At 67.2% G+C, this 20,877-nt stretch carries 22 protein-coding genes; 10 read left to right on the top strand and 12 right to left on the bottom strand.

Annotated features, from left to right (window positions below):
* Positions 1-174: 174 nt before the first annotated feature.
* Positions 175-435, top strand: a complete 261-nt coding sequence (locus tag NQJ30_RS16090; RefSeq protein ID WP_255771096.1) for a hypothetical protein — start codon at positions 175-177, stop codon at positions 433-435.
* Positions 436-499: 64 nt separating this feature from the next.
* Here NQJ30_RS16090 and NQJ30_RS16085 read toward each other — a convergent pair whose 3' ends face one another.
* From NQJ30_RS16085 to NQJ30_RS16075, 3 genes are all read right to left on the bottom strand, one after another.
* The gene (locus NQJ30_RS16085) at positions 500-2,353 is read right to left on the bottom strand and encodes a gamma-glutamyltransferase family protein (protein ID WP_255771094.1); all 1,854 of its coding nucleotides are present in this window, start codon (positions 2,351-2,353) and stop codon (positions 500-502) included.
* A gap of 99 nt (positions 2,354-2,452) precedes the next feature.
* Positions 2,453-3,709 (bottom strand): MFS transporter, encoded by a 1,257-nt coding sequence (locus NQJ30_RS16080; protein WP_255771092.1) that lies wholly within the window; start codon positions 3,707-3,709, stop codon positions 2,453-2,455.
* A 14-nt stretch (positions 3,710-3,723) separates the two neighbouring features.
* On the bottom strand, positions 3,724-5,880 hold the full coding sequence (locus tag NQJ30_RS16075) for an elongation factor G-like protein EF-G2 (RefSeq protein WP_255771090.1): 2,157 nt from the start codon (positions 5,878-5,880) through the stop codon (positions 3,724-3,726).
* Positions 5,881-6,029: 149 nt separating this feature from the next.
* Between NQJ30_RS16075 and NQJ30_RS16070 the strand changes: the two genes are divergently transcribed.
* Together NQJ30_RS16070 and NQJ30_RS16065 are read left to right on the top strand one after the other, a co-directional pair.
* The gene (locus NQJ30_RS16070; RefSeq protein WP_255771088.1) at positions 6,030-6,620 is read left to right on the top strand and encodes a hypothetical protein; all 591 of its coding nucleotides are present in this window, start codon (positions 6,030-6,032) and stop codon (positions 6,618-6,620) included.
* Positions 6,621-6,745: 125 nt separating this feature from the next.
* Positions 6,746-7,030 (top strand): DUF1540 domain-containing protein, encoded by a 285-nt coding sequence (locus tag NQJ30_RS16065; protein WP_255771086.1) that lies wholly within the window; start codon positions 6,746-6,748, stop codon positions 7,028-7,030.
* A gap of 109 nt (positions 7,031-7,139) precedes the next feature.
* Here the strand turns inward: NQJ30_RS16065 and NQJ30_RS16060 are convergent, their stop codons facing one another.
* The gene (locus NQJ30_RS16060) at positions 7,140-8,078 is read right to left on the bottom strand and encodes a 5'-3' exonuclease (protein ID WP_255771085.1); all 939 of its coding nucleotides are present in this window, start codon (positions 8,076-8,078) and stop codon (positions 7,140-7,142) included.
* Positions 8,079-8,153: 75 nt separating this feature from the next.
* Entirely contained in the window at positions 8,154-8,453 is a 300-nt protein-coding gene (locus tag NQJ30_RS16055) for a putative quinol monooxygenase (protein ID WP_255771084.1), read from the bottom strand.
* 110 nt (positions 8,454-8,563) lie between these two features.
* Between NQJ30_RS16055 and NQJ30_RS16050 the strand changes: the two genes are divergently transcribed.
* Positions 8,564-9,433 carry an HAD-IIB family hydrolase gene (locus NQJ30_RS16050; RefSeq protein ID WP_255771083.1) on the top strand — a complete coding sequence of 290 codons (870 nt, stop codon included), beginning with the start codon at positions 8,564-8,566 and terminating at the stop codon, positions 9,431-9,433.
* Between the two features lie 68 nt (positions 9,434-9,501).
* Here NQJ30_RS16050 and NQJ30_RS19090 read toward each other — a convergent pair whose 3' ends face one another.
* From NQJ30_RS19090 to NQJ30_RS16030, 4 genes are all read right to left on the bottom strand, one after another.
* Positions 9,502-9,684 carry a GNAT family N-acetyltransferase gene (locus NQJ30_RS19090; protein ID WP_308215262.1) on the bottom strand — a complete coding sequence of 61 codons (183 nt, stop codon included), beginning with the start codon at positions 9,682-9,684 and terminating at the stop codon, positions 9,502-9,504.
* Between the two features lie 215 nt (positions 9,685-9,899).
* A complete protein-coding gene (locus NQJ30_RS16040; RefSeq protein ID WP_255771081.1) occupies positions 9,900-10,364 on the bottom strand; it encodes a phage tail protein in 465 nt (154 codons plus the stop codon).
* A 65-nt stretch (positions 10,365-10,429) separates the two neighbouring features.
* The gene (locus NQJ30_RS16035) at positions 10,430-12,436 is read right to left on the bottom strand and encodes a vWA domain-containing protein (protein WP_255771079.1); all 2,007 of its coding nucleotides are present in this window, start codon (positions 12,434-12,436) and stop codon (positions 10,430-10,432) included.
* A 21-nt stretch (positions 12,437-12,457) separates the two neighbouring features.
* Positions 12,458-13,846 carry a sigma 54-interacting transcriptional regulator gene (locus NQJ30_RS16030; protein WP_255771074.1) on the bottom strand — a complete coding sequence of 463 codons (1,389 nt, stop codon included), beginning with the start codon at positions 13,844-13,846 and terminating at the stop codon, positions 12,458-12,460.
* A 92-nt stretch (positions 13,847-13,938) separates the two neighbouring features.
* Here NQJ30_RS16030 and NQJ30_RS16025 point away from each other — a divergent pair, with 92 nt between their 5' ends.
* The 4 genes from NQJ30_RS16025 (at position 13,939) to NQJ30_RS16010 (ending at position 16,271) form a co-directional block, all read left to right on the top strand.
* Positions 13,939-14,610, top strand: a complete 672-nt coding sequence (locus tag NQJ30_RS16025; RefSeq protein WP_255771072.1) for an MSMEG_4193 family putative phosphomutase — start codon at positions 13,939-13,941, stop codon at positions 14,608-14,610.
* 31 nt (positions 14,611-14,641) lie between these two features.
* Entirely contained in the window at positions 14,642-15,343 is a 702-nt protein-coding gene (locus tag NQJ30_RS16020) for an SCO1664 family protein (RefSeq protein WP_255771071.1), read from the top strand.
* A gap of 55 nt (positions 15,344-15,398) precedes the next feature.
* Positions 15,399-15,821: an alternative ribosome rescue aminoacyl-tRNA hydrolase ArfB gene (gene arfB, locus NQJ30_RS16015; protein WP_255771070.1), complete on the top strand. Its 423-nt coding sequence runs from the start codon at positions 15,399-15,401 to the stop codon at positions 15,819-15,821.
* A 102-nt stretch (positions 15,822-15,923) separates the two neighbouring features.
* Complete coding sequence (locus NQJ30_RS16010) at positions 15,924-16,271, top strand: UBP-type zinc finger domain-containing protein (protein ID WP_255771068.1); 348 nt, start codon at positions 15,924-15,926, stop codon at positions 16,269-16,271.
* Between the two features lie 20 nt (positions 16,272-16,291).
* Here NQJ30_RS16010 and NQJ30_RS16005 read toward each other — a convergent pair whose 3' ends face one another.
* A complete protein-coding gene (locus NQJ30_RS16005) occupies positions 16,292-16,855 on the bottom strand; it encodes a dihydrofolate reductase family protein (RefSeq protein WP_255771067.1) in 564 nt (187 codons plus the stop codon).
* 203 nt (positions 16,856-17,058) lie between these two features.
* Here NQJ30_RS16005 and NQJ30_RS16000 point away from each other — a divergent pair, with 203 nt between their 5' ends.
* Entirely contained in the window at positions 17,059-17,301 is a 243-nt protein-coding gene (locus NQJ30_RS16000; RefSeq protein WP_255771066.1) for a hypothetical protein, read from the top strand.
* A 12-nt stretch (positions 17,302-17,313) separates the two neighbouring features.
* Here NQJ30_RS16000 and NQJ30_RS15995 read toward each other — a convergent pair whose 3' ends face one another.
* Positions 17,314-18,132 (bottom strand): helix-turn-helix transcriptional regulator, encoded by an 819-nt coding sequence (locus NQJ30_RS15995; protein WP_255771065.1) that lies wholly within the window; start codon positions 18,130-18,132, stop codon positions 17,314-17,316.
* 76 nt (positions 18,133-18,208) lie between these two features.
* Between NQJ30_RS15995 and ilvD the strand changes: the two genes are divergently transcribed.
* Positions 18,209-20,074 (top strand): dihydroxy-acid dehydratase, encoded by a 1,866-nt coding sequence (gene ilvD / locus NQJ30_RS15990; protein ID WP_255771063.1) that lies wholly within the window; start codon positions 18,209-18,211, stop codon positions 20,072-20,074.
* Between the two features lie 62 nt (positions 20,075-20,136).
* Here the strand turns inward: ilvD and NQJ30_RS15985 are convergent, their stop codons facing one another.
* Complete coding sequence (locus NQJ30_RS15985; RefSeq protein WP_255771061.1) at positions 20,137-20,790, bottom strand: dihydrofolate reductase family protein; 654 nt, start codon at positions 20,788-20,790, stop codon at positions 20,137-20,139.
* Positions 20,791-20,877 lie beyond the last annotated feature (87 nt).

Here is a 20,877-nt window from a genome sequence, read left to right as displayed (position 1 = left end):
GCTCAAAGGTGCCCTGCTCGAAGGGGCCCTGTTCAGCGGCGTCAGCCTGGGCGTCGTCTGGTCTGTTCGGGAAACTCACCCGTCCATTGTCGCCGCTCTCCGCAGAACGGCGTGAGCCCGGGCGCGGCCCGATGCGTCAGACTGGAAGTCATCCATCATGAAAGCAGGACCCCCGTGATCCACCTCCAGCAGGACTCCGAAGGCTTCATCCGCATGAAGAGGCATTTTCCGGCCGGCACCCCCGTGACCATCACCTTCAACGACGGCTCACAGGAAGAGTTCATGGGGAGCAGGCTCAACGGGATCTACGATGCGGCGTTGGCGGAGTACCGTGTGCAGAACCAACTCGACGCCAAGGGCTTTTCGCGCGGGCCGAAGAAGAAGGTGCAGACCGGAATAGAGTTCGTTGCGGTCCGCCCCGGGATGGCCGGGTAGCGCCGGTACGCAGCGGTGGCGCCACAACGGCCCGGTGGCGCCCCCCGAAGGCCCGGTCGACGGGTCACGGTGCGGGTCTGACCACCATCGCCGACCCGCCGCCGCGCCGGACGGGTTCGGCCGCTGCCACCATGCGCCCGTGCCGGCCGAACTCGATAGCGGTGGCGGCGCCGATCTCGGCGGCGGAGGTGAACGCGTCACCGGCCGGCACCAGTTTGTGCCCGTACGGAGCCAAGGCGCTGCCGTAGGCACTGATGAACCCGGGCTCGGCCGTGACAGTGGCGGTGTTCCGTTGCGAGGCACGCGGAGCCGCGATTGCCGCTGACACGTTCATGCCCAGGTCCAAGCGGTTGAGGATCGTTTGCAGGACGGTGGTGATGATGGTGGATCCGCCGGGCGACCCGAGTGCGAGGAACGGCTCGTCGTCCTTGAGGATGATGGTGGGCGACATCGAGGACCGCGGTCGTTTGCCGGGTTCCACCCGGTTCGGGTCCTTGGGGTTGGTGGAGTCGTAAGAGAAGTCCGTAAGCTCGTTGTTTAGCAGGAACCCTCGGCCCGGAACCACGATGCCGGAACCGCCGGTCTGCTCGATGGTGAGGGTGTACTCCACTACGTTGCCCCACTTGTCGGCGACGGTCATGTTGGTGGTGGAGATGTTCTCGGTGTCCGTCCCGCGGGCAGCGGCTTCCGGCGCCACCGGGCAGGTGTCGCCGTATTTGGACACGTCCCCCGCCGCAACGGGCTTGGCAGCGGCCGTTGCAGGGTTGATGTTGCAGGCCCGCGCCTTCCCGAACAGCGGGTCGGTGAGGATGCCGGTGGGGACATCAACCAACGCCGGGTCCCCGACATACTTCCCGCGGTCCGCGAAGGCCAGCGCGGTGGCTTCGAGGTAGTGGTGCAGCGCCGCCGCCGTCGGCATGTCGGCCAGGTTGAACGGTTCCAGGATGTTCAGCGCCTCACCCACCGTGGTGCCGCCGCTGCTGGATGGCGCCATGCCGTAGACGTCGTAGCCGCGGTACTCAACGTGCGTGGGGTCCTGGTCCAGTGTGGTGTAGCCGGCGAGGTCAGCCGTCGTCAGGTACCCCGGGAAGGCCGGGATGCTGGTTGCCGGCGCGCCGGCAGGCGGCACCCAGGCGGGGTCCTTCGGCGGAGCCTGCACCGTTGACGCCATCTCCTCGGCCAGTGGACCGGAGTAGAAGGCGTCAGTCCCCTCCGCGGCGATGAGGCGGTACGTGGCGGCAAGATCCGGGTTGCGGAAGACGCTTCCGACGGCGGGAGCGTCGCCACCGGGCAGGAAGAGGCTCCTGGTCGGGGTATACGCCGAGAACCGGACTTTGTTGTCGAGGGTCTGCTGGCGGAACGTGTCGTCCACGATGAAGCCGTCCCGGGCCACATCGATGGCAGGTTGGAGGGCGTCGCCAAGCTCCAGCGTGCCCCACCGTTTCAGTGCCCTCTCCCACGTGGCCAGTGAGCCCGGGACGCCGACGGAGACGCCGCTGGAGACGAGTTCGGCGAAGGAGTAGGGCTTGTTGGTGGCGGCATTGATGAATGCGTTTGTGGGCATGGTGGCCGGTGCCGTCTCACGGCCGTCGATGGTCTGGACTTCGCCGGACTTGGCATCGTAGAAAACAAAATAACCGCCACCGCCAATCCCGGCGCTGTACGGCTCGGTCACGCCCAGGGTGGCCGCAGCAGCCACTGCCGCATCCGCCGCATTGCCGCCCCGGCGGAGAACGCCGATGGCGGCAGCGGAAGCGTCCGCGTCAACGGTGCTGACAGCTCCGCCGTACCCGGTGGCGGTGGCGGTCTTCTCGGCCTGCCGAGGGGCCGCAACAGCGGGGATGGCAACGGCGCCTGCCGTCAGGCTGAGGGCCAGAACTGCTGTGGCGGCAGCCACTTGACGTCGCAAAGTAGGCATGATGCTCCCTGGTCAGAGTTTTGCGAAGTGTGGTTTGCGTCACGTTACTCCCCCTGAATTACACTCTCAAGGCCAAACCACAGCCGCCCCTGCACCCGGTCAGAGTGGTGTTTCAGTGGCGGCGACGGCTGTGTCGGCCGGCGAGCGCCGCCGGCGGCTTGCCAGCAGGAACGGCACCGCAAAAAGCTCAATCACGCCGCTCATGGCCAGTGACACTGGATAGCCGTAGACGTCGGCCGCGCGGCCCATCAGCGGCTGCACCACGATGCCTCCGCTGGACCCCATGAGGGAATCGAAACTCAGCACTGTTGCCCGCTGCCGGGAGGAAATCATGTCGTTCAGGTAGGCCTGCCGCACCGGTGTGGCTGCTGCAGTGACCAGTGCCCACAGGGTCAGCAGCAGCAGCGCCACCCAGAACAGCCGGGTGAACCCCAGCGCCATCAGGATCAGTCCGCCCACAATGCTGGTCGCCACCAGCACCGTGGTTCTCTTGCTGACCAGGCGCCGCAGCGTCGGCGCCAGCCAGCCGCCCACCACCTGGGCGCCGGCAACGATGGCTGCCGCAAGGCCCGCGATGGAGTAGGCCCGGGGGTCGCCGAAGAGTTCCAGGAGCAGGGGCTGCAGCGCGTAGAAGACATAAATGCCGACGCCGGCGCTGAAGGGCGCTGCCAGCATGATGTACCGGATGGGCGGGTTCCTGAGCCCGCCGTCAATGGATGCGGTCAGGACTGCCCGGGTTGCCTGCAGCGGGTGCGGGGAGCGTTCCGGGGTGAACCCGACATCGTGCATCAGCAGGAACGCCACGGCGAAGATGGCCAGCAGCACGCCGACGCGAATCAGGAACGGTACGCCCAGGTTGGTGACCTGGGCTATCACGCCGCCCGCCGCGGAGCCAACCAGCATTGCGACGCCTGACACCATCTGTCCCCGCCCCAGTACTGTTTCCAGGTCGCCCTCGTAGGCGGCGAAATGCAGGGCGTCCACCAGCCAGGCTTCCACCGTTCCGGAGAAGAAGGTAAATCCCAGGCCCAGAAGCACCGAGACCACCGCCCAGGCCCAGAAGGGCGCTGCGAGCTGCCACAGGAGGTAGTAAAGGTAGGTGGATACGGCGAGTGTCACCGTGCCGAGGAGGAACGAGGCCCGGCGCCCCCAGCCGTCGGCGACCACACCGGTTGGTACTTCGAACAGCACCATGCCGGCGGTGAAGAACGCGTTGGCTGTGAAAGCCTCGAGGTTGGTGAGTCCGGCGTCCAGCAGGAACAGCGTATTGATGCCCCAGATGAACGAGGCCGCGAGCGTGTTGCCCAACGTCAGGGTGAGGTAGACGCGTTGGATCTTCCGGGCTGAGGCGTTCACGGCGTGGCCGCACGTCAGCCGGACGGCACCGGCTCATGCCGCAGGTAGCGGCGGCGGAACCGGCCGGTCCCGGCAGTCAATGCCCTGAGCTCCACTGCGTACCGCAGGAGTTCCTGGTCCGGAACCTCGGCGCTGATTTCGGTCAGTTCACCGGCTGCCGACGCTGTGCCGGTCAGGCGTCCGCGGCGGCCCGAGAGGTCGCTCATGACGGCCCCCACATGGTCATCCGACACCGTGATGCTGACCGCGGAGACCGGTTCGAGGAGTTGGATGCGCCCCGCCGCTGCCGCCTCCCGCAGTGCCAGGGCACCGGCCGCCTGGAACGCAGCATCGGACGAGTCCACGCTGTGGGCCTTGCCGCCCAGCAGCGTGACGCGCAGGTCCACCACGGGGAACCCGGCGGTCAGTCCCTTCTGCATCTGGGCCCGAACGCCCTTCTCCACGGACGAGATGAACGTTCCGGGGATCACCCCGCCAACTGTCTTGTCCACGAATTCAAACCCGCCGCCCCGCGGCAGGGGTTCCACGTTGATGTCACAGACCGCATACTGCCCGTGACCGCCGGACTGCTTAACGTGCCGCCCGTGACCGGCCGCGGGGCCGGCGAACGTCTCACGCAGGGGGGTTACCACGTCCTGGGTGTGGAGCTTCACGCCCTGGTCCCGCAGCCTGTCCAGCACCACGTCGGCATGGGCCTCGCCCATGCACCAGAGGATCAGCTGGTGCGTCTCTGCGTTCCGTTCCACCCGCAGCGTCGGATCCCCGGCCGCGACCTTGGCCAGGCTGCGGGAGAGGGCATCCTCGTCACTGCGTGAATCGGCCTCCACGGCAACCGGCATCAGCGGTTCGGGCATCTCCCACGTGGACAGGAGCACCGGCTGGTCCTTGGCGGAAATGGTGTCACCGGTCTCGGCACTCCCCAGCTTGGCCAGAGCACAGATGTCGCCGGCGACGCAGTGCGTCACCGGCCGGAGGTTGGCGCCCAGCGGCGAATACAGATGGGTGACGCGCTCGTCGGTGTCATGGTCCTGGTGTCCGCGGGCCGCCAACCCGTGGCCGGCCACATGAACGGGCGTGTCCTCCCGTAGGGTGCCCGAAAACACCCGGACCAGGCAGACGCGGCCCAGGAACGGATCCACCGTGGTGCGGACAACCTCGGCGGCCAGGGGCCCGTCCGGATCACAGGACAGGCCTCCCGCCGGAGCGCCGGCAAGGTCTGTCACGTCCGGCAGCTCCCGCTCCAGGGGTGAGGGGAACGCCCTGGCCAGGACTTCCAGCAGTTCCGCAGCCCCCAGCCCGGTCACGGCCGAGGTGGGCAGCACGGGAAAAAATGAACCGCGGGCGACGGCAGTTTCCAGGTCCGTGACCAAAACGTCAGTATCGATGTCCTCCCCGCCGAGGTACCGGTCCATCAGGGTCTCGTCCTCGCTTTCGGCGATGATCCCTTCGATGAGCTGGCCCCGTGCCGCTTCCGAACCGGCGAGCTCGGCCGGCGCGGCGTCCCGGGCCCGCCCGCCGGTTTCTCCTTCGGAATACTCGGCGACAGTCCCCGGCAACAGTCCAATCAGGCCCGTGATCTCGCCGCCGGCCCGGACCGGGACGTAGAGCGGCACCACCGCATCGCCGAACGCCTGCTGGCAGGCGGCCAGGACGCCGTCGTAATCGGCTCTGGGGTGGTCAACCCTGGTAATCGCCACGGCACGCGGCATCCCCACGCGGTCGCATTCGCCCCACAGCGCCGTGGTGGTGGTGTCGATCCCGTCCACGGCGGAGACAACAAACAGGGCCGCATCGGCGGCCCGCAGGCCCGCCCGCAACTCGCCGATGAAGTCCGGGTAGCCCGGAGTGTCCAAGACGTTCACTTTGATCCCGCCAATGAGCAGCGGCACCACGGCGAGCCCCACCGACCGCTGCTGCCGGACGGCCGAGGAGTCCGAATCGCTGACGGTTGTGCCGTCGGCGATGGAGCCCTTCCGTGAAATCACGCCGTTGGCGGCCAGCAAAGCCTCGATCAGCAGGGTCTTGCCGGCGCCCGAGTGCCCGATGAGCGCCACGTTCCTGACGTTGGCAGGACCGTCGGCTTCAATGCCTGCCGCCGCATCGCCGCGCCGTGCTTCCGGCCCGCCCCGGCCCGGAGTCCGTGCTGCGTCCTTTGCGCCCTTCACTGACATGGGAACCTCCTGGCGTCGTGCCGTCCACCGGGCCGAATTGTCTTCTTTGATTCGACACCATGGCGCCCTGAACGGCAATAGGATCCCGCGGGGCGAGGGTTTCGCAGCGGAGGATAATGGCACTGGAACGCCAGCCTGAGGAGGTCCGCATGCAAGCGCCGCCCCGCATCACGGTGGAGGCTCCTGTCCTCCGTGTCGGCTCCGGTCCGTCTGACTACGAGTCACTGGGCAACGTCGTCCAGTCGCTCCGCAGGCCGCAGGGGCTGCACCTGACCCTGCTGCACATAGGCATCCTCGATGACTTCGCCCAGGACGTGCAGGACTGGACCAAAGGCATCACGCCCGCCGGAGACGCGAGCCGTGCCACCGTGCGGTGGCTGCGTTGCCTCCCTGGGCTGGCAGGCTTCGCCGGAACCTCGGACCGGCTGATCGTCCTGGGCGGCAGGATTTCCGGACTCGAGGTGGACGTCCCGCAACACGTCCACGATTACCAGGTTTCCCTGGTGCAGGGACTCCGGGACCTGCTGGACGGACTCCTGGTGGACAATGTGGACGACTTTATCCTCGGCTCCCCGGCGCTGGGCTTCAGATATCCGCATTGGGTGCCCCACGTCGCCGTCGGCCGGCCGCCGCTGCGGGAACGCGGACCATGGACCATCCCGCCCGTCACCGTGGACTGCGGGCCGTCCCGGATCAGGAACGGCCAGTTCCTGCCGGCTGCTGACAAAGTCCCTGATTAAGATCAGGGAGTTAAGGTACGCGACGAATTAGGTCAAACGACTGGGCCTTTATTGATCGTGATCGGCGGCGTTACCGTGGGCTGAGCGAGCAGCCCGCCCGGGCAGCCAGAACACGGAGGATTCCCATGACAACGCACGTCGCAGACTGCAGTGTTGCGAACTGTTCCTTCAACGACCATTCCCACTGCAACGCCGCCGCCATCACGGTGGGCGGCGCCGAAGACCACGCGTCCTGCGCCACCTTCATCGACACCGGCATGCACGGCGGCCTGCCCAAGGTGCTGGCCGACGTCGGCGCCTGCCAGCGCGGGGAGTGCGTCCACAACGACCACCTGATGTGCAAGGCCACGGAGGTCCATGTGGGCCCCGGCCGTGACAACGCCGATTGCCTCACCTACGCGCACCCCTAAGCTCCTTCCCTGACGCGTTTGTCAGAGACTGGCTTGTCAGTCAGGGGTCGCCAGTGACGGGCTTGTCAGTGACGGGCTTGTCAGTGAGGTGTTGCCGCTGACGGCGCTCTCACTGCCGGAGGTCGAGCGCGGCGAGGAGCCGGGCCACCGAACCGCCCAGGTTCCATTCACCGGCGAGCCGCTCGAGCTCCGCCCGCGGCTCCCCGGCGACGGGCCGCAGTTGCGCGCCTGCCTGCTCCAGTGACGGCAGCGCGAGGTCGCGGACGACGTTCACGACTGTTGGCGCGACCTTGAGGTAGCCGTCCGCTGCGCCGAGCTTGGACCGGACGGAGGCGGACAGGCCGCTTCCCGGGTCCGCCGCCGCGGCGAGCAGCCCTTCGAGGGTGCCGTATTCGCCCAGCAGCGCCGCTGCCGTCTTTTCGCCGATGCCGGCAACACCCGGCAGCCCGTCGGAGGCGTCGCCGCGGAGGGTCGCATAGTCGGCATACTGTTGCGGCAACACCCTGTACTTGCCGACCACGACGGCGTCGGTCAGGACTTCGAGGTTTCGCATCCCGCGCGCGGTGTAGATAACCCGCACCTGGCGGTCGTCGTCGACCAGCTGGAAGAGGTCGCGGTCGCCCGTCACCACGTCGACGGGAAGGCTGGCCGCACTCGCATAGGTGCCCACAACGTCGTCGGCCTCATGGTCAGCAGCCCCGACAACGGCGATGCCTGCCAGTTCCAGGACCCGGCGGATCATGGGAAGCTGGGCTTCAAGCGCGTCCGGTACCACTTCAATGTCCGGGGCGTTGGCCACCACCTCCGCCACCCGGTGTGATTTGTACGTCGGAATGAGGTCCACCCGCCATTGCGGACGCCAGTCGTCATCCCAGCACGCCACCAGATGCGTCGCCCGGTAATCGGTGGTGAGCCGCGCGATCATGTCCAGGAGTCCGCGGACCGCGTTGACGGGTGTGCCGTCGGGCCGCCGAATGGTGTCGGGCAGGCCGTAGAAGGCGCGGAAGTACAGGGACGCGGTGTCGAGCAGCATCAGGCGTTGGGACATACCTGATCCTGACACGGAAGCGGCCCACAGGGACATAGGCCCGCCACTTCCTCCCTCGAGGAGGCGGATCCGGGCTTATTCGGTGACTTCGAAGGTCTGGATGGTGCGGCGTTCCAGCCGCGGGATGATCTGGGCGGCACCGATGCTCTGGACATGCTCGTAGTCACGGTGGGCCGTAAAGCCAGCTGCGTCCGCATAGCGCTCCAGGATCACGATCCGGGTGGGGTCTTCCACGCCCTGGAAGAACTCGTAGGAGAGGTTCGCTTCTTCCGCCCGGGTGGCTGCAGCCATCTCGCCCAGCAGCCGGAGGACGGTTTCCGTTTCCTCGGGCTTAACCGTGTAGCGGACAACTACCTGGAAGTATGACTGTGCCATCTCAGCGTTCCTTGCTCTTGGGTCTTGCGGCCGGGTTGGAACCGGCAGCCACATCATCGTAGCCCGCTGTCCGGCCTTCGAGCCGGAACGCCCCGGTACAATCCGGGATCATGAGCTCCAAGCCAACCACTTCCCCTCAAGACACCTCCGTGGCAACAGTCCGGGCAATTTTCCTTGACGTCGACGGCACCTACGCGGACTACGGGGTTGTTCCGGACGGTCACCTGCGGGCGGTCCGGGCCGCGCGTTCGGCCGGACACAAGGTCCTGCTCTGCACGGGACGTCCGGTGTCCATGCTGCCCGGGAGCATCCTCGCTGCCGGCTTTGACGGTGTGGTGGCAAGTGCCGGCGCCTACGCGGAGGTGGACGGTGAGGTCCTGCTGGACCGCACGTTCCCCGCAGACCTGGCAGCCCGGACGGTGGCTGTCCTCGACGGGCACGAAGCCGTCTACATTCTTGAAGCCCAGGATTCGCTGCATGCTGCCCCGGCAGCCGAGCCGCGGCTGCGCGCCATCATCGAAGAGCATTTCCGGCGTGCACCGGACGGGCATTCGACAGGCTCTTCAGCCATCCTGGGCTCCGTGCGCGCCACAACAGACCGCGCGGCCACTGCCTTCGCCAAAGTCTCGGTGTTCGAAGCGCCGGTCCCCATGGAGCGTCTTGCGCGGGAAATTGGCGCCGGCATCGCCGTGGTGGCCAATTCGATCGCCAACGAAGGGCGGCACGCCGGCGAGCTGTTCCAGCACGGCATCAGCAAGGCCGACGGCGTCGCTGCCGTCATTGCCCGGCTGGGCATCGAGCGGGAAGACACCATTGCCGCCGGGGACGGCCAGAACGATCTGGAAATGATCGCGTTCGCGGGGGTGGGCATCGTCATCGAAGGGTCCTCGCCGGAACTCCTCGCCCTGGCGGACCGGGTTGCCGCGCCGCCGCACCGCGAGGGACTGGTGGACGCGTTCGCCGAACTGGGACTCATCTAAAAACGCCAGGACGTACGCAACGTGGCCCGGGTGGTTTCGCGAGCCTGGGCTGCACACCTTGCCGGAGTTCAGTCGTGCAGGATCACTTGGTAGAGGTTGTGGTCCTGCCACTTTCCGGCAATCCGCAGGTACTGCGGTGCCATTCCAATGTGCCTGAAGCCGGCCTTCTGCAGCACCCGCTGCGACCCGACATTGTGCAGGAGCGTGCTCGCCTCGAGTCGGTGGAGGCCCAGGTCCGGCGATGTCTGCACGCTGCCAGGCCTCGCTGTAATATTCCTCAGGCCGGACCGGCTCCCACGGGGAAAGGTACTCACGGTTGCGCGCGTACGCGGCTGCAAGCGCAGGCGCGTCCCCCGGCCGCAGCACGCGCATGCTGACGGCATCGCTGAGTTGGCGGGATTGAATCATCGGTAAACCGTAGCCCGCCGGTGCGAGGCTACGGGGCCGCGGTCGGGCCTGGCCGGGGTCAGTGCTGGCCCTTGATCACAAAGTAGGAGCCGCGGATGGTGCCTGCCAGCTTGGACTTTTGGCGCGCGAACTTGAAGCTTGATGCCAGCTCCTCCGGAATTTCCATACCGTCGGAGAGCTTGAACCCTACTGCCCGCTTGCTGCCCTCCTCGAGGCCATACATCACGTTGATGGACAGCCCGGACTCATAGAACACGTACGCCATCCGGGTACCGTCCACCTCGAAGGAGGTAACTTCAAGCGGCCGGGCAGCGATGGCGATATCGCGTTCGCTGGCGAGAATCCCGTGGATCCAGTCGAGCGTTTCCGGCGCTTCGTCCGCCGGCTGGACGGTGAAGTCGTGATCGTACTTGTTCTTGAAGTAGCGTGCCTCGTTGGCTCGCAGCCCTGCCAGCGCCTCCGCTACCGGCGACGATTCCAGGCCGATTGTGGATACGTTCTTGAAATCAACTGTGTACGGCATGCATCCTCCTGGGAATTTTTCTTCCCACATCCTCGCAGATGATGTGAAGGATCGCCCGGGAATTGCTACGAGACCCAGTCCGCTTCGCCGAAGGGCCGGTCGCGGAAATGCGCCCTGAGGTACTCCCCTACAACGGCTGATCCCAGGTCTTCGGCGTCGGGGGCCACCACCCGGCCGTCCACCCGGTGTGCCATCCGCTGGACAAACCGTTCGAGTGCCGGGTCGTTGCCCAGCCGGAAGAACGTGATTTGGGTGCCGGCGCGGCCGAGGCGGTCAAGTTCGGCAATGGTGACACGGATGGTTTCGGGGTCGGGCGGATAATCAAACCACGAGTCTCCGTCCGGCAACAGGTGAGCGGTGGGCTCGCCGTCGGTCACCACCAGGAGCACGTGCTGCATTGACGGATACCGCCGGAAGAAACGGTTGACAAGCAGCAGGCCGTGGTGCAGGTTGGTTCCCTGTTCCCGCTGTGACGCCAGCGCGGTGAGCTCCCCGATATCCCTGTTCCGGGCGTAGCGCCCGAAGGTGACCAGCTGCAGCCTGTCCCCCCGGAACCGGCTCGAAACCAGGTGGTGCAGGGCAAGCGCGGTCCGCTTCATGGGCACCCACCGCCCCTCAGCAGCCATCGAGAACGACACATCCACCAAAAGAACGACGGCGGCCTGGGTGCGTGCCTCTGTTTCCGCCACTTCGATGTCCTCGGCGGTGAGCCGCAATCCGCTGCCCGGATCCCCGCCGTCGGCCGTGGTCCGGCGGATGGCGTTGGTGATGGTGCGGGTGACGTCCCAGGGCTCCGCGTCCCCGAACTCCCACGGACGGCTTGATCCGGTCTGTTCGCCGGCGGCGCCGGCCACCTGGGTGTCCCGGTGCCCTTGCCGCCCGGCGAGCTGCTTGGCCGTGTCCCGCAGCAGCGACTTGCCGAGCCGCCGCATGGCCTGCGGGGACAGCCGCAGGTCGCCGTCGGCCCCGCGCCGTAAGTAGCCGCCGTCCTGCATGGCCCGCTCAATGTCGGCGAGGGTGCGTGCGGTCACCGCGGCCTTCTGTCCGAGCTGCCGTGCCAGGGCGTCCAAGTCCAGGTCATCCAAATGCCAGCCGTTGTAGGACTGGGAGAGCTGTTCGGACAGCTCGTCGAGTTCGGCGATGTCCTGGAGCACGCCGGTGCCGTCCCCCAGCCCGAGGCCTTCCTGCCCTTCGAACCGTTCGGAGCCGGTCCAGTCTTCGCCGGGGCGCAGTGCCTGCAGGTTGGCGTCGAGTTGGCTCAGCTGTGCCATCAGTCCGGGCGAGCCGAAAGCCTGAGCGGAGAGGCGCATCAGTTCCTCGCGCTGCTCGGCGGACATCGACTGCATGAGCCGCTGCGCTGCGGCCGCGCGCTGGGCGAGGGCATCGATCAGCTCCTCGACCGACTGCGGGTTCTCCGGGAAGAACTGGCCGTGCTTGGCCATGAAGTCCTGGAAGTCCGCTTCGGTGTCCTCGCCGCGGCGGTGTTTGTCGAGCAACTCGTTAAGGTCCTGCAGCATGTCCGCCACGGCCGCCCGGTCCTCCTCCGTGGCGCCTTCGAGTGCCTGTTTCATCCCGGCGAAGCGCTGGTCAAGGACCTCGCGGCCCAGCAGGTCCTTGATCCTCTCGTAGGCCTCCCGGGCGGTGCCGGACTGCCAGTCGTAGGAGGCAAGCTCATTAACGGCTGCGGCCGTGGACCGGGGCAGGTTCTGCAGCTGCATCTCGCGGAACGCGCGGTCGGTGTTGTCCATCATGGCGTCGCGGGCCAGTTGCTTGCGCTCCTCCAGGACGGCCGTGTCCAGCAGCTTTTTGACCTCGTTCAGCGTGCCGTCCAGCCGGTGGCGGCCAAGCAGTTCCCTGCGGCGCTGCTGAACCCGGCGGGCGAGGTCATCCAGCCCTTCCCGGTTCCGGCCGCCGCGCCGCAGGTACTCCTGCAGGGCGTGCCTGGGCGAATATCCGGCCATGACGTCCTCGGCGATGGCGTCGAGGGCTTCGGCCAGGTCCACGGGTGGGGCAAGGGGGTCCGGCCCTCCGGCGTACCGGCCGTACTTGGAGGATCGGTGGTGAAGGCTCATGGTTCGCCTTTCTCCGGTTGGCTAGCCGTAGATGGTTTCCTCGTCGTCGGACTCCTTGGAGATCCGCCGGGCGAGGTACAGACCTTCCAGGGCAAGTTCGATGGCGGCGGCGCGCTGACCGTCGTTCTGCGCGCCCAGCCTCCCACTGATCTCGTCGTAGAGAACTGATCCTTTGAGTGACGGGAGGTTTTCCAGGAATTCGCGGGCGGTGACCTGGTCTCCGGTGGTGACGGTCCGGTGCCCGTCGAGTGCGGCGACGAGTGGCCCCAGGTCAAGGCCCTGGTAATGCGCCCGCACCGCTTCGGCGGTGGCGGTCCGCAGAAGGTGGTCAAGGACTGCCTCTTCGCGGCCTTCCTCCCCGGATTCGAATTCGATCTTGCCGGTGAGGACTTCCACCGCGGTTTCCAAATCGATGATTCGGGCGACTGCCTGCTCCTCGCCGCGCACACTGGCCCGGCGGAGGGCGGCGGCGGCCACAGTTTCGGCACCTGCGATGGCGAACCGCGCCGAGACCCCCGACGTCTGGTTGATGGCCGGCGACAACCTGAGGGCGCGGGTGTAGCGCGCCAGTATCTCGAGGATGACGGGCGGGACGTCGGCCACCAGCCGGCCCTCCTGCCGGATGACTGAAACCTCGTCCTCGAGCTCGATGGGGTAATGGGTGCGGATCTCGGCACCGAACCGGTCCTTCAGCGGCGTAATGATGCGGCCGCGGTTGGTGTAGTCCTCCGGGTTCGCAGAGGCCACCACCAAGACGTCCAGCGGCAGCCGCAACACGTAGCCGCGGATCTGGATGTCGCGTTCCTCCATCACGTTCAACATGGAAACCTGGATCCGCTCGGCGAGGTCCGGCAGTTCGTTGATGGCCACGATGCCGCGATTGGAGCGGGGGATGAGGCCGTAGTGGATGGTTTCCGGGTCCCCGAGCCGGCGGCCCTCAGCCACCCGCATGGGATCGACGTCGCCGATGAGGTCTGCAACGGAGGTGTCCGGCGTCGCGAGCTTCTCCACATAGCGCTCCGAACGGTGTCGCCATGCCACCCGCAGGCGGTCCCCTTCGGTGAGGACCTGGGCGCGGGACTGTTCGGTCAGAGGTTCGTAGGGGTGTTCGTTCAGTTCCGATCCCTCGATGACCGGCGACCACTCGTCAAGCAGCCCCACCAGCGTGCGCAGGAGCCGCGTCTTGCCCTGCCCACGTTCACCGAGCAGGACGACGTCGTGCCCGGCAAGCAGGGCGCGCTCCAACTGGGGCAGGACGGTCCGGCCGAACCCGTACATCCCCGGCCAGGGGTCGCGGCCTTCGGCGAGCGCGGCCAGCAGATTGTCGCGGATTTCGAGGCGCAGGTCTTTGTGGACATGGCCGGCGGCACGCAACTCACCGACGGTAAAAATATCGGGGCGATCACTCACCCTTCTACGGTAGACCCCGAACCCGTGGGGAATCGAGCAGTTCACCACAATTCCTGCCCGGGGCGGGTGGTGAACGATTACGCTGGATCCTGATGATCACATCCACTCCTTCCGAACAGCCGGCGCCGCCGTCGGAACCACCGGGCACCCTCCTGCTTCTGGTCCGGCACGGTGAGACGCCCACCACCGGCATGGTGCTGCCGGGCCAGGCGCCCGGCCTGCATCTGTCCGACCGGGGCCGCGACCAGGCCGAACGCGTAGCGGACCGCCTTTCCGGTCTCTCCCTGGCCGGCCTCTACTCCTCTCCGCTGGAGCGCGCCCGTGAGACGGCGGCGCCGACGGCCGCCCGCAGCGGGCTGGACGTGAGCGAAGTCCCCGGACTGATCGAGTGCGACTTTGGCGACTGGACCGGCGCCGCGCTCGCCGAGCTGGCCGGCCTGCCTCAATGGCAGACCGTCCAGCACAATCCCTCGGCGTTCCGCTTTCCCAACGGGGAGAGCTTCGTGCAGATGCAGGCACGCATGGTGGAGACGCTTGAGGCGCTGTGCGCTGCCAACCCAGGGGGCGTCGTCGTCTGTTTTTCCCACGCCGACCCCATCAAGGCCGCCCTTGCCCACGCCGTGGGCACACACCTGGACCTGTTCCAGCGGATTGTCATCAGCCCGGGCTCCGTGTCGGCAATCTCCTACGTGGAGGGCAGGGCGCCCGCCGTGCTCACGGTGAATTCCACTGCCGAGCCGTTGAGTGGGCTGAGGCCCTCGTGAAGCCGGGACCGACCGTGAAAAGGTGCGGCTGGTGCCTGACCGGGAGCTGACCCTGCTCAGCGAAGGCCGGGTGGAGTTGCTCGGCCGCATCCTTCGCAGCAGCAACGAAACCTTCCTCGTCAGGGTCTCCGGCGGCGCAGACTCGGGGCGTGCGGTCTACAAGCCTGAGGCCGGCGAACGCCCGCTGTCCGATTTCCTGCCCGGGCTGTACCGCCGGGAACGAGCGGCCTACCTGCTCAGTGAGTATCTGGCGTGGGGCATGGTGCCGCCGACCGTGATCCGCGAGGACGCTCCCCTGGGCATCGGGTCGCTGCAGTGGTTCGTTGAGTGCGACTTCAGCGAGCACTACTTCACCCTGTACGCCGACGCACCCGAGACCCACCGTTTCCTGTCCCGGATGGCCCTGTTCGATTACGTCGCCAACAACACGGACCGGAAGAGCGGGCACGTGCTGCGCGGCGACGACGGGCGGATCTGGGGCATCGACCACGGGTTGTGCTTCTCCGCGCCCTTCAAGCTGCGGACCGTCATCTGGGACTTCGCGGGCGAACCGATCCCCGGCGCGCTTCTCGAGGACATCCTCCCGCTCGCCGAGGCCGTGCCCGCCGAGGTGGCCGAACTCCTTGACGACACCGAAGTTGCCGCGTTGCAGCGCCGCGTCCGGCGGGTACTGCACGACGGGGTGCTGCCGGTGGACCACACCGGCATGCGGTACCCGTGGCCGCTGGTGTGACCGCTTTGCCTGCTCCCGGGACTCAATCGCCTGCATTGTGTGCGACGCTGGTCGCATGGACTTGGAGGTGTCGCCCGCGCTCACCATTCCGGCGGCGGAGCTGGGCTGGCGGTTCTCGCGCTCGTCCGGGCCGGGCGGCCAGCACGTCAACACCTCGGACAGCCGCGTGGAGCTCTTGTGGAACGTCAGTGACTCGGCGGTGCTGTCAGAAGACCAACGGCTGATGCTCCTGGGACGCCTTGGACCACGCCTGATCGACGGGGTGATCAGGGTAACCGCTTCTGAGCAGCGTTCCCAGCTGCGCAACCGGGAGGTGGCGCTGGCCAAGCTGGCCCACCTCGTGAGCGTGGCCCTTGCCCCGGAAGGTCCCCGCCGCCGGGCAACCAAGCCCACCCGGGGTTCTAAGCATCGGCACCTCGCCGCCAAGAAACAACGGTCAGCTACCAAACAGCAACGACGGCGGCCTGCCACCGAATAGGCCATACGAATGCTGCCTTTGACCGTGCGCATCATCCATTCAGTCACTTATTATGCGAAGGACGCGTCCGCACCGGTGGACGGTCGCGAAAGGGAGCGTCAGATGAGCTACCCGCCAGGGATCGATCCTGCCGCGGTGCCGAGCGGCCCGGGCTGCGCCGACTGCGAGGAGCAGGGCGGGTGGTGGTTCCATCTGCGCCGCTGCACCCAGTGTGGACACATCGGCTGCTGTGACTCCTCGCCCTCCCAGCACGCCAGCGCACACGCTGCCGCTACCGGCCATCCCTTTGTCCGTTCCTTTGAACCGGGTGAGGACTGGTTTTGGAACTATGCCACCGAGGAATACTACGACGGGCCGATGCTGGCCCCGCCCCAGCACCACCCGCTCAGCCAGCCCGTCCCCGGTCCGGCAGGGCGTGTGCCTGCCGGGTGGGAGGACCGGCTGCACTGACACGGGACGCCCTCAAGCACTCAGCTTCGTGTCTCGTACCTGGTCAGGACCACGCCGTCGGGAAACGTTCGGGTCTCCAGCAATCTCAGGTTCACCCGGTTGTCTAAGGCGGTGAAGAACGGCGTCCCGCCGCCCACCAGGACAGGATGGGTCACAAGCACGTACTCGTCGATCAGCCCGGCCCGCATGGCCGCCGCGGCGAGGGTGGCCCCGACGATGTCCATGGAGCCGCCGTCCTCGGCCTTGAGCCGGGTGATCTCGGCGACAGCGTCGCCGGTGACCAGGCGGGCGTTCCAGTCGACCGTGCTTATTCCCGAGGAGAACACCACCTTGGGCATGTCCCGCCAGCGGTGGGCGAACTCGACCTGCGCCGGCGTGACGTCCGGCTGCTGGTCGGCTGTCGGCCAGTGGGAGCTCATCGCCTCCCAGAGTTTGCGCCCGTACAACGCGAGGTCCGTCGCTCCCACGCGGTCGGACCACCACTGAAACAGCTCGTCGCTCGGTACGCTCCAGCTGAGGTCGTCGCCGGGCGCGGCGGTGTAGCCGTCCACGCTCAGGTTCATTGCGAAGGTCAATTTGCGCATGGCGCCAGTCTCCCGTGGGTCGGTGTTCGTTGTACAGGCCAGCACGGCGAACAGACCAGCGCGGCGCGACCCGGCCCGGCGATCTTGAGCAAACCTTTCGCCTAGCTAAGCCGATTGCTGATTCTTTTCCTGCAGGATCAGAGGCAGCCTCCGCGGATTCCACTGAACGGGACCCCGCCGAATGAGAGTAGGGTGACAGGCCAATGACACATGGCGATCTTCCGTCAGGAGTCCCCCATGACTTCGCGTCAGACCCGGCAATGGCTGCCCTGGTGATCCGGACGTGGACCGAGCCGGACCAGGCGCAAGGGTTCCGCGCCCGGCTGACCTACAGCGAAGCGCCGGACGAGGAGCCGCGCACCGTTTCCACAGCTGACCCCGATGAGGTGCTGAGGCTGGTCCGCCAGTGGCTCAACGCCCGGTCCGGTCCCCCGCACGGCCTCTGAACGGCCAGGAAGTCAGGCGGGTGCGGCTGCCAGGCGGTTTAGGGGTTCGGGCGCCGGGGCATACATCACCAGGTGCAGTTCAGGTGCGTCCGATGGCACCAACCGGTGCTGCTCATAGACCAGCTTCCCTGCGTCGGGATGCAGGAACACCCGCTGCCGGGAGGCGAAGCGCTCCACACCGCGGTCGGCCCAGAGCCGGGCAAACTCGGGGCTGGCGGCGGTCAGGCGGGAAATCAGCGCCGTGTGGGCGGCGGAGCCGAGCCGCGCTCCGGCCTCGGCCCGGAATTCGGCCACAAAATGCCGTGACGTCTCCTCCCAGTCAGGCAGCATGTCCCGCAGGTGCGGGTCCGTGAAGATCAGCCACAGCAGGTTCCGTTCGGCCGGGCCGACCTCGGAAATCCGCGAATAGAGGCCGGCGTAGGCACGGTTCCAGCCGGCGATGCCCCAGTCCGGGGCGACGGCGAAGGCCGGGAAATCCAGGGAATCCAGCAGCCGCTGGACATGCGCGGGCGCTTCCTCGAGCGGAGCGACGTCCGCAACAGGTACAGGCGCGTACCCGCCCAGGGCCAACAGGTACGAGTTCTCCGCTGCCGTCAGTTGCAGCACCCGCGCGATGGCCTCGAGGACCTGGCGCGAGGCGTTGATCTCCCGGCCCTGTTCGAGCCACGTGTACCAGGTGACACTGACGGCGGCGAAGGACGCCACTTCCTCGCGGCGGAGGCCCAGGGTACGGCTGCGCCCTATCGGAGGCAGCCCCAGCTCGGCCCGGACCAGGTTTCCGCGCCGGTCGCGCAGGAACTGCCCCAGCTCCCGTCGTCGTTCATCACTCACCCCAAGAATCTAGCACTCCCACTACTAGTACCAGCACCGTCTTCCAACGTCACACGCGCACTGGTTGACTGCTTCCATGCCTCCTCTACGTTCACGAACAGTCACCCACGGCCGCAACATGGTCGGCGCCCGCGCATTGCTGCGCGCCGCCGGCGTCAACGGGGACGACTTCGGTAAGCCGATCATCGCCGTCGCCAACAGCTTCACCGAATTCGTTCCGGGCCACACCCACCTCCAGCCGGTGGGACGCATCGTCTCCGACGCCATCATCGAGGCCGGCGGCATCCCGCGCGAATTCAACACCATCGCCGTCGACGACGGCATCGCCATGGGCCACGGCGGCATGCTCTACTCCCTGCCCTCTCGTGACCTGATCGCTGACTCCGTCGAGTACATGGTCAACGCCCACTGTGCCGACGCCCTGATCTGCATCTCGAACTGCGACAAGATCACGCCCGGCATGCTGATGGCGGCGCTGCGCCTGAACATCCCCACGGTCTTCGTCAGCGGCGGCCCCATGGAGGGCGGCACCGCCGTGCTGGTGGACGGCACCGTCCGCAAGCGCCTGAACCTGATTTCGGCCATCGCGGATGCCGTGAACGACTCCGTTTCGGATGAAGACCTGCTCCGCATCGAGGAAACATCCTGCCCCACATGTGGCTCCTGCTCGGGCATGTTCACGGCCAACTCCATGAACTGCCTCACCGAAGCCCTGGGCCTCTCGCTGCCGGGCAACGGCACCACCCTAGCCACGCACACCGCCCGCAAGGACCTGTACCAGGACGCCGGCAAGGCGATCGTGGACATCACCAAGGCGTACTACGACGGGGACGACGAATCCGTGCTGCCGCGGGCCATTGCCGGCCGCGCCGCATTTGAGAACGCCATGACCATGGACATCGCCATGGGCGGCTCGTCCAACACCATCCTGCACCTGCTCGCCGCCGCCCAGGAGGCCGAACTCGACTTCACGCTCGAGGACATCGACGCGATCTCCCGCCGCACCCCCTGCCTGACCAAGGTTGCCCCGAACGGCGACTACCTTGTCGAGGACGTCCACCGCGCCGGCGGCATCCCGGCCATCCTGGGCGAACTGGACCGCGGCGGGATGCTCAACCACGACGTCCGCTCCGTGCACGGCCCTGACCTGCGCTCCTGGCTGGACGACTGGGACATCCGCGGCGGCAAGGCCACCGAGACCGCCGTCGAGCTGTTCCACGCCGCGCCGGGCTGCGTCCGCTCCGCCACCGCATTCTCCCAGTCCGAGCGCTGGGACACCCTGGACACCGACAGCGCGAACGGCTGCGTCCGCTCCATCGAAAACGCGCACACCGTGGAAGGCGGCCTGGCAGTGCTCCGGGGCAACATCTCCCTGGACGGCTGCGTGGTGAAGACCGCCGGCGTGGACGAATCGATCTTCAAATTCTCCGGCCCCGCAGTGGTCTTTGAATCCCAGGACGACGCCGTTGAGGCCATCCTGAGCAAACGGATCGTCGCCGGCGACGTCGTCGTCATCCGCTACGAAGGCCCGCGCGGCGGACCGGGCATGCAGGAGATGCTTTACCCGACGTCCTTCCTCAAGGGCCTGGGCCTGGGCGCGAAGTGCGCGCTGATCACCGATGGCCGCTTCTCCGGCGGAACGTCAGGGCTGTCCATTGGCCACATCTCCCCCGAGGCGGCCGCAGGAGGAGCCATCGCGCTCGTCGAGGACGGCGACACGATTTCCATCGACATTCCCTCCCGCTCCATCACCGTGGAAGTGCCCGACGCCGAACTTGACCGCCGTCGTGCAGTGCTGGAAGCGACCACCGGCTACCGGCCCCGCGACCGCGAGCGGGCCGTCTCCCCCGCGCTGCGCGCGTATGCGGCGTTCGCGCTGTCCGCAGACAAGGGCGCGGTCCGCCACGTGCCCCTGGAGCCGCTTCCGGTCGCCGCGGGCTAGGCCACCGGGGCTGGAAGGGGCGGATTACCTGACGGTATCCGCCCCTTCTTCCGCTTCTGCAGCTACAGCCCGCGGGACGGCTCCGCGGTGTGGGCACCCGGCGGACCGCTGAGAACTCTGGGGACATACTCAAGCAACTGGAGCCGGCCGTCGAAGGTCCTGCTGTCCACCATCTCGAGCGCGACGTCCGGATAGCCGTCATAGATCCGCTCCCGTCCGGTGCGGCCGGTGATCACCGGGAAAACCACCAATCGGAACCTGTCCACCAAGCCGGCCGTCAGCAAAGACCGGGACAGGCTGAGGCTGCCAAGGGTGCTGAACGGGCCGGCGCCGGTTCGTTTCATCTCCGCGACCGCCTCCACCGCGCTGCCGGTGACCAGTTCGGAATTCGGCCACGTCAACGGCGCCTGAAGGGTGGACGAGAACACAACCTTGGGCACGGCGGCCAGGCCGGTCAGGCTGGCTCCCTCATTTTCGGAGTATCCGGAGCCCTCTCCCGCAGCCTCCTCCGACATGCCGGACATCAGCCGGTAAGTGTTCGCGCCCAGGAGGATGGTCCGGCTTTGCTTCCCTTCCTGTTCCAGCCACGCCAGGTACTCAGGTCCTTCCAGGCCCCACCAGCCGGGCCACCCCTCGGCGGAGGCGTAGCCGTCCAGGGAGATGATCAGGTCCACCATCAGCTGTGCCGACGATGCCTCCGCAGGTGTCCCGCTCATGGCCGTCTCCCGATCTGCCGGACGTTGGTTTCCGCTGGGCCGCGTGCCGGACATGCTAACCCCCGGGACTTCGGTGGTTCAAGGGTT

The sequence above is a fragment of the Pseudarthrobacter sulfonivorans genome, assembly GCF_024391045.1.
Taxonomy (GTDB): domain Bacteria; phylum Actinomycetota; class Actinomycetes; order Actinomycetales; family Micrococcaceae; genus Arthrobacter; species Arthrobacter sulfonivorans_B.
The sequence above is the reverse complement of the archived record's forward strand: the minus strand, read 5'-3'. Positions and strand labels throughout refer to the sequence as shown.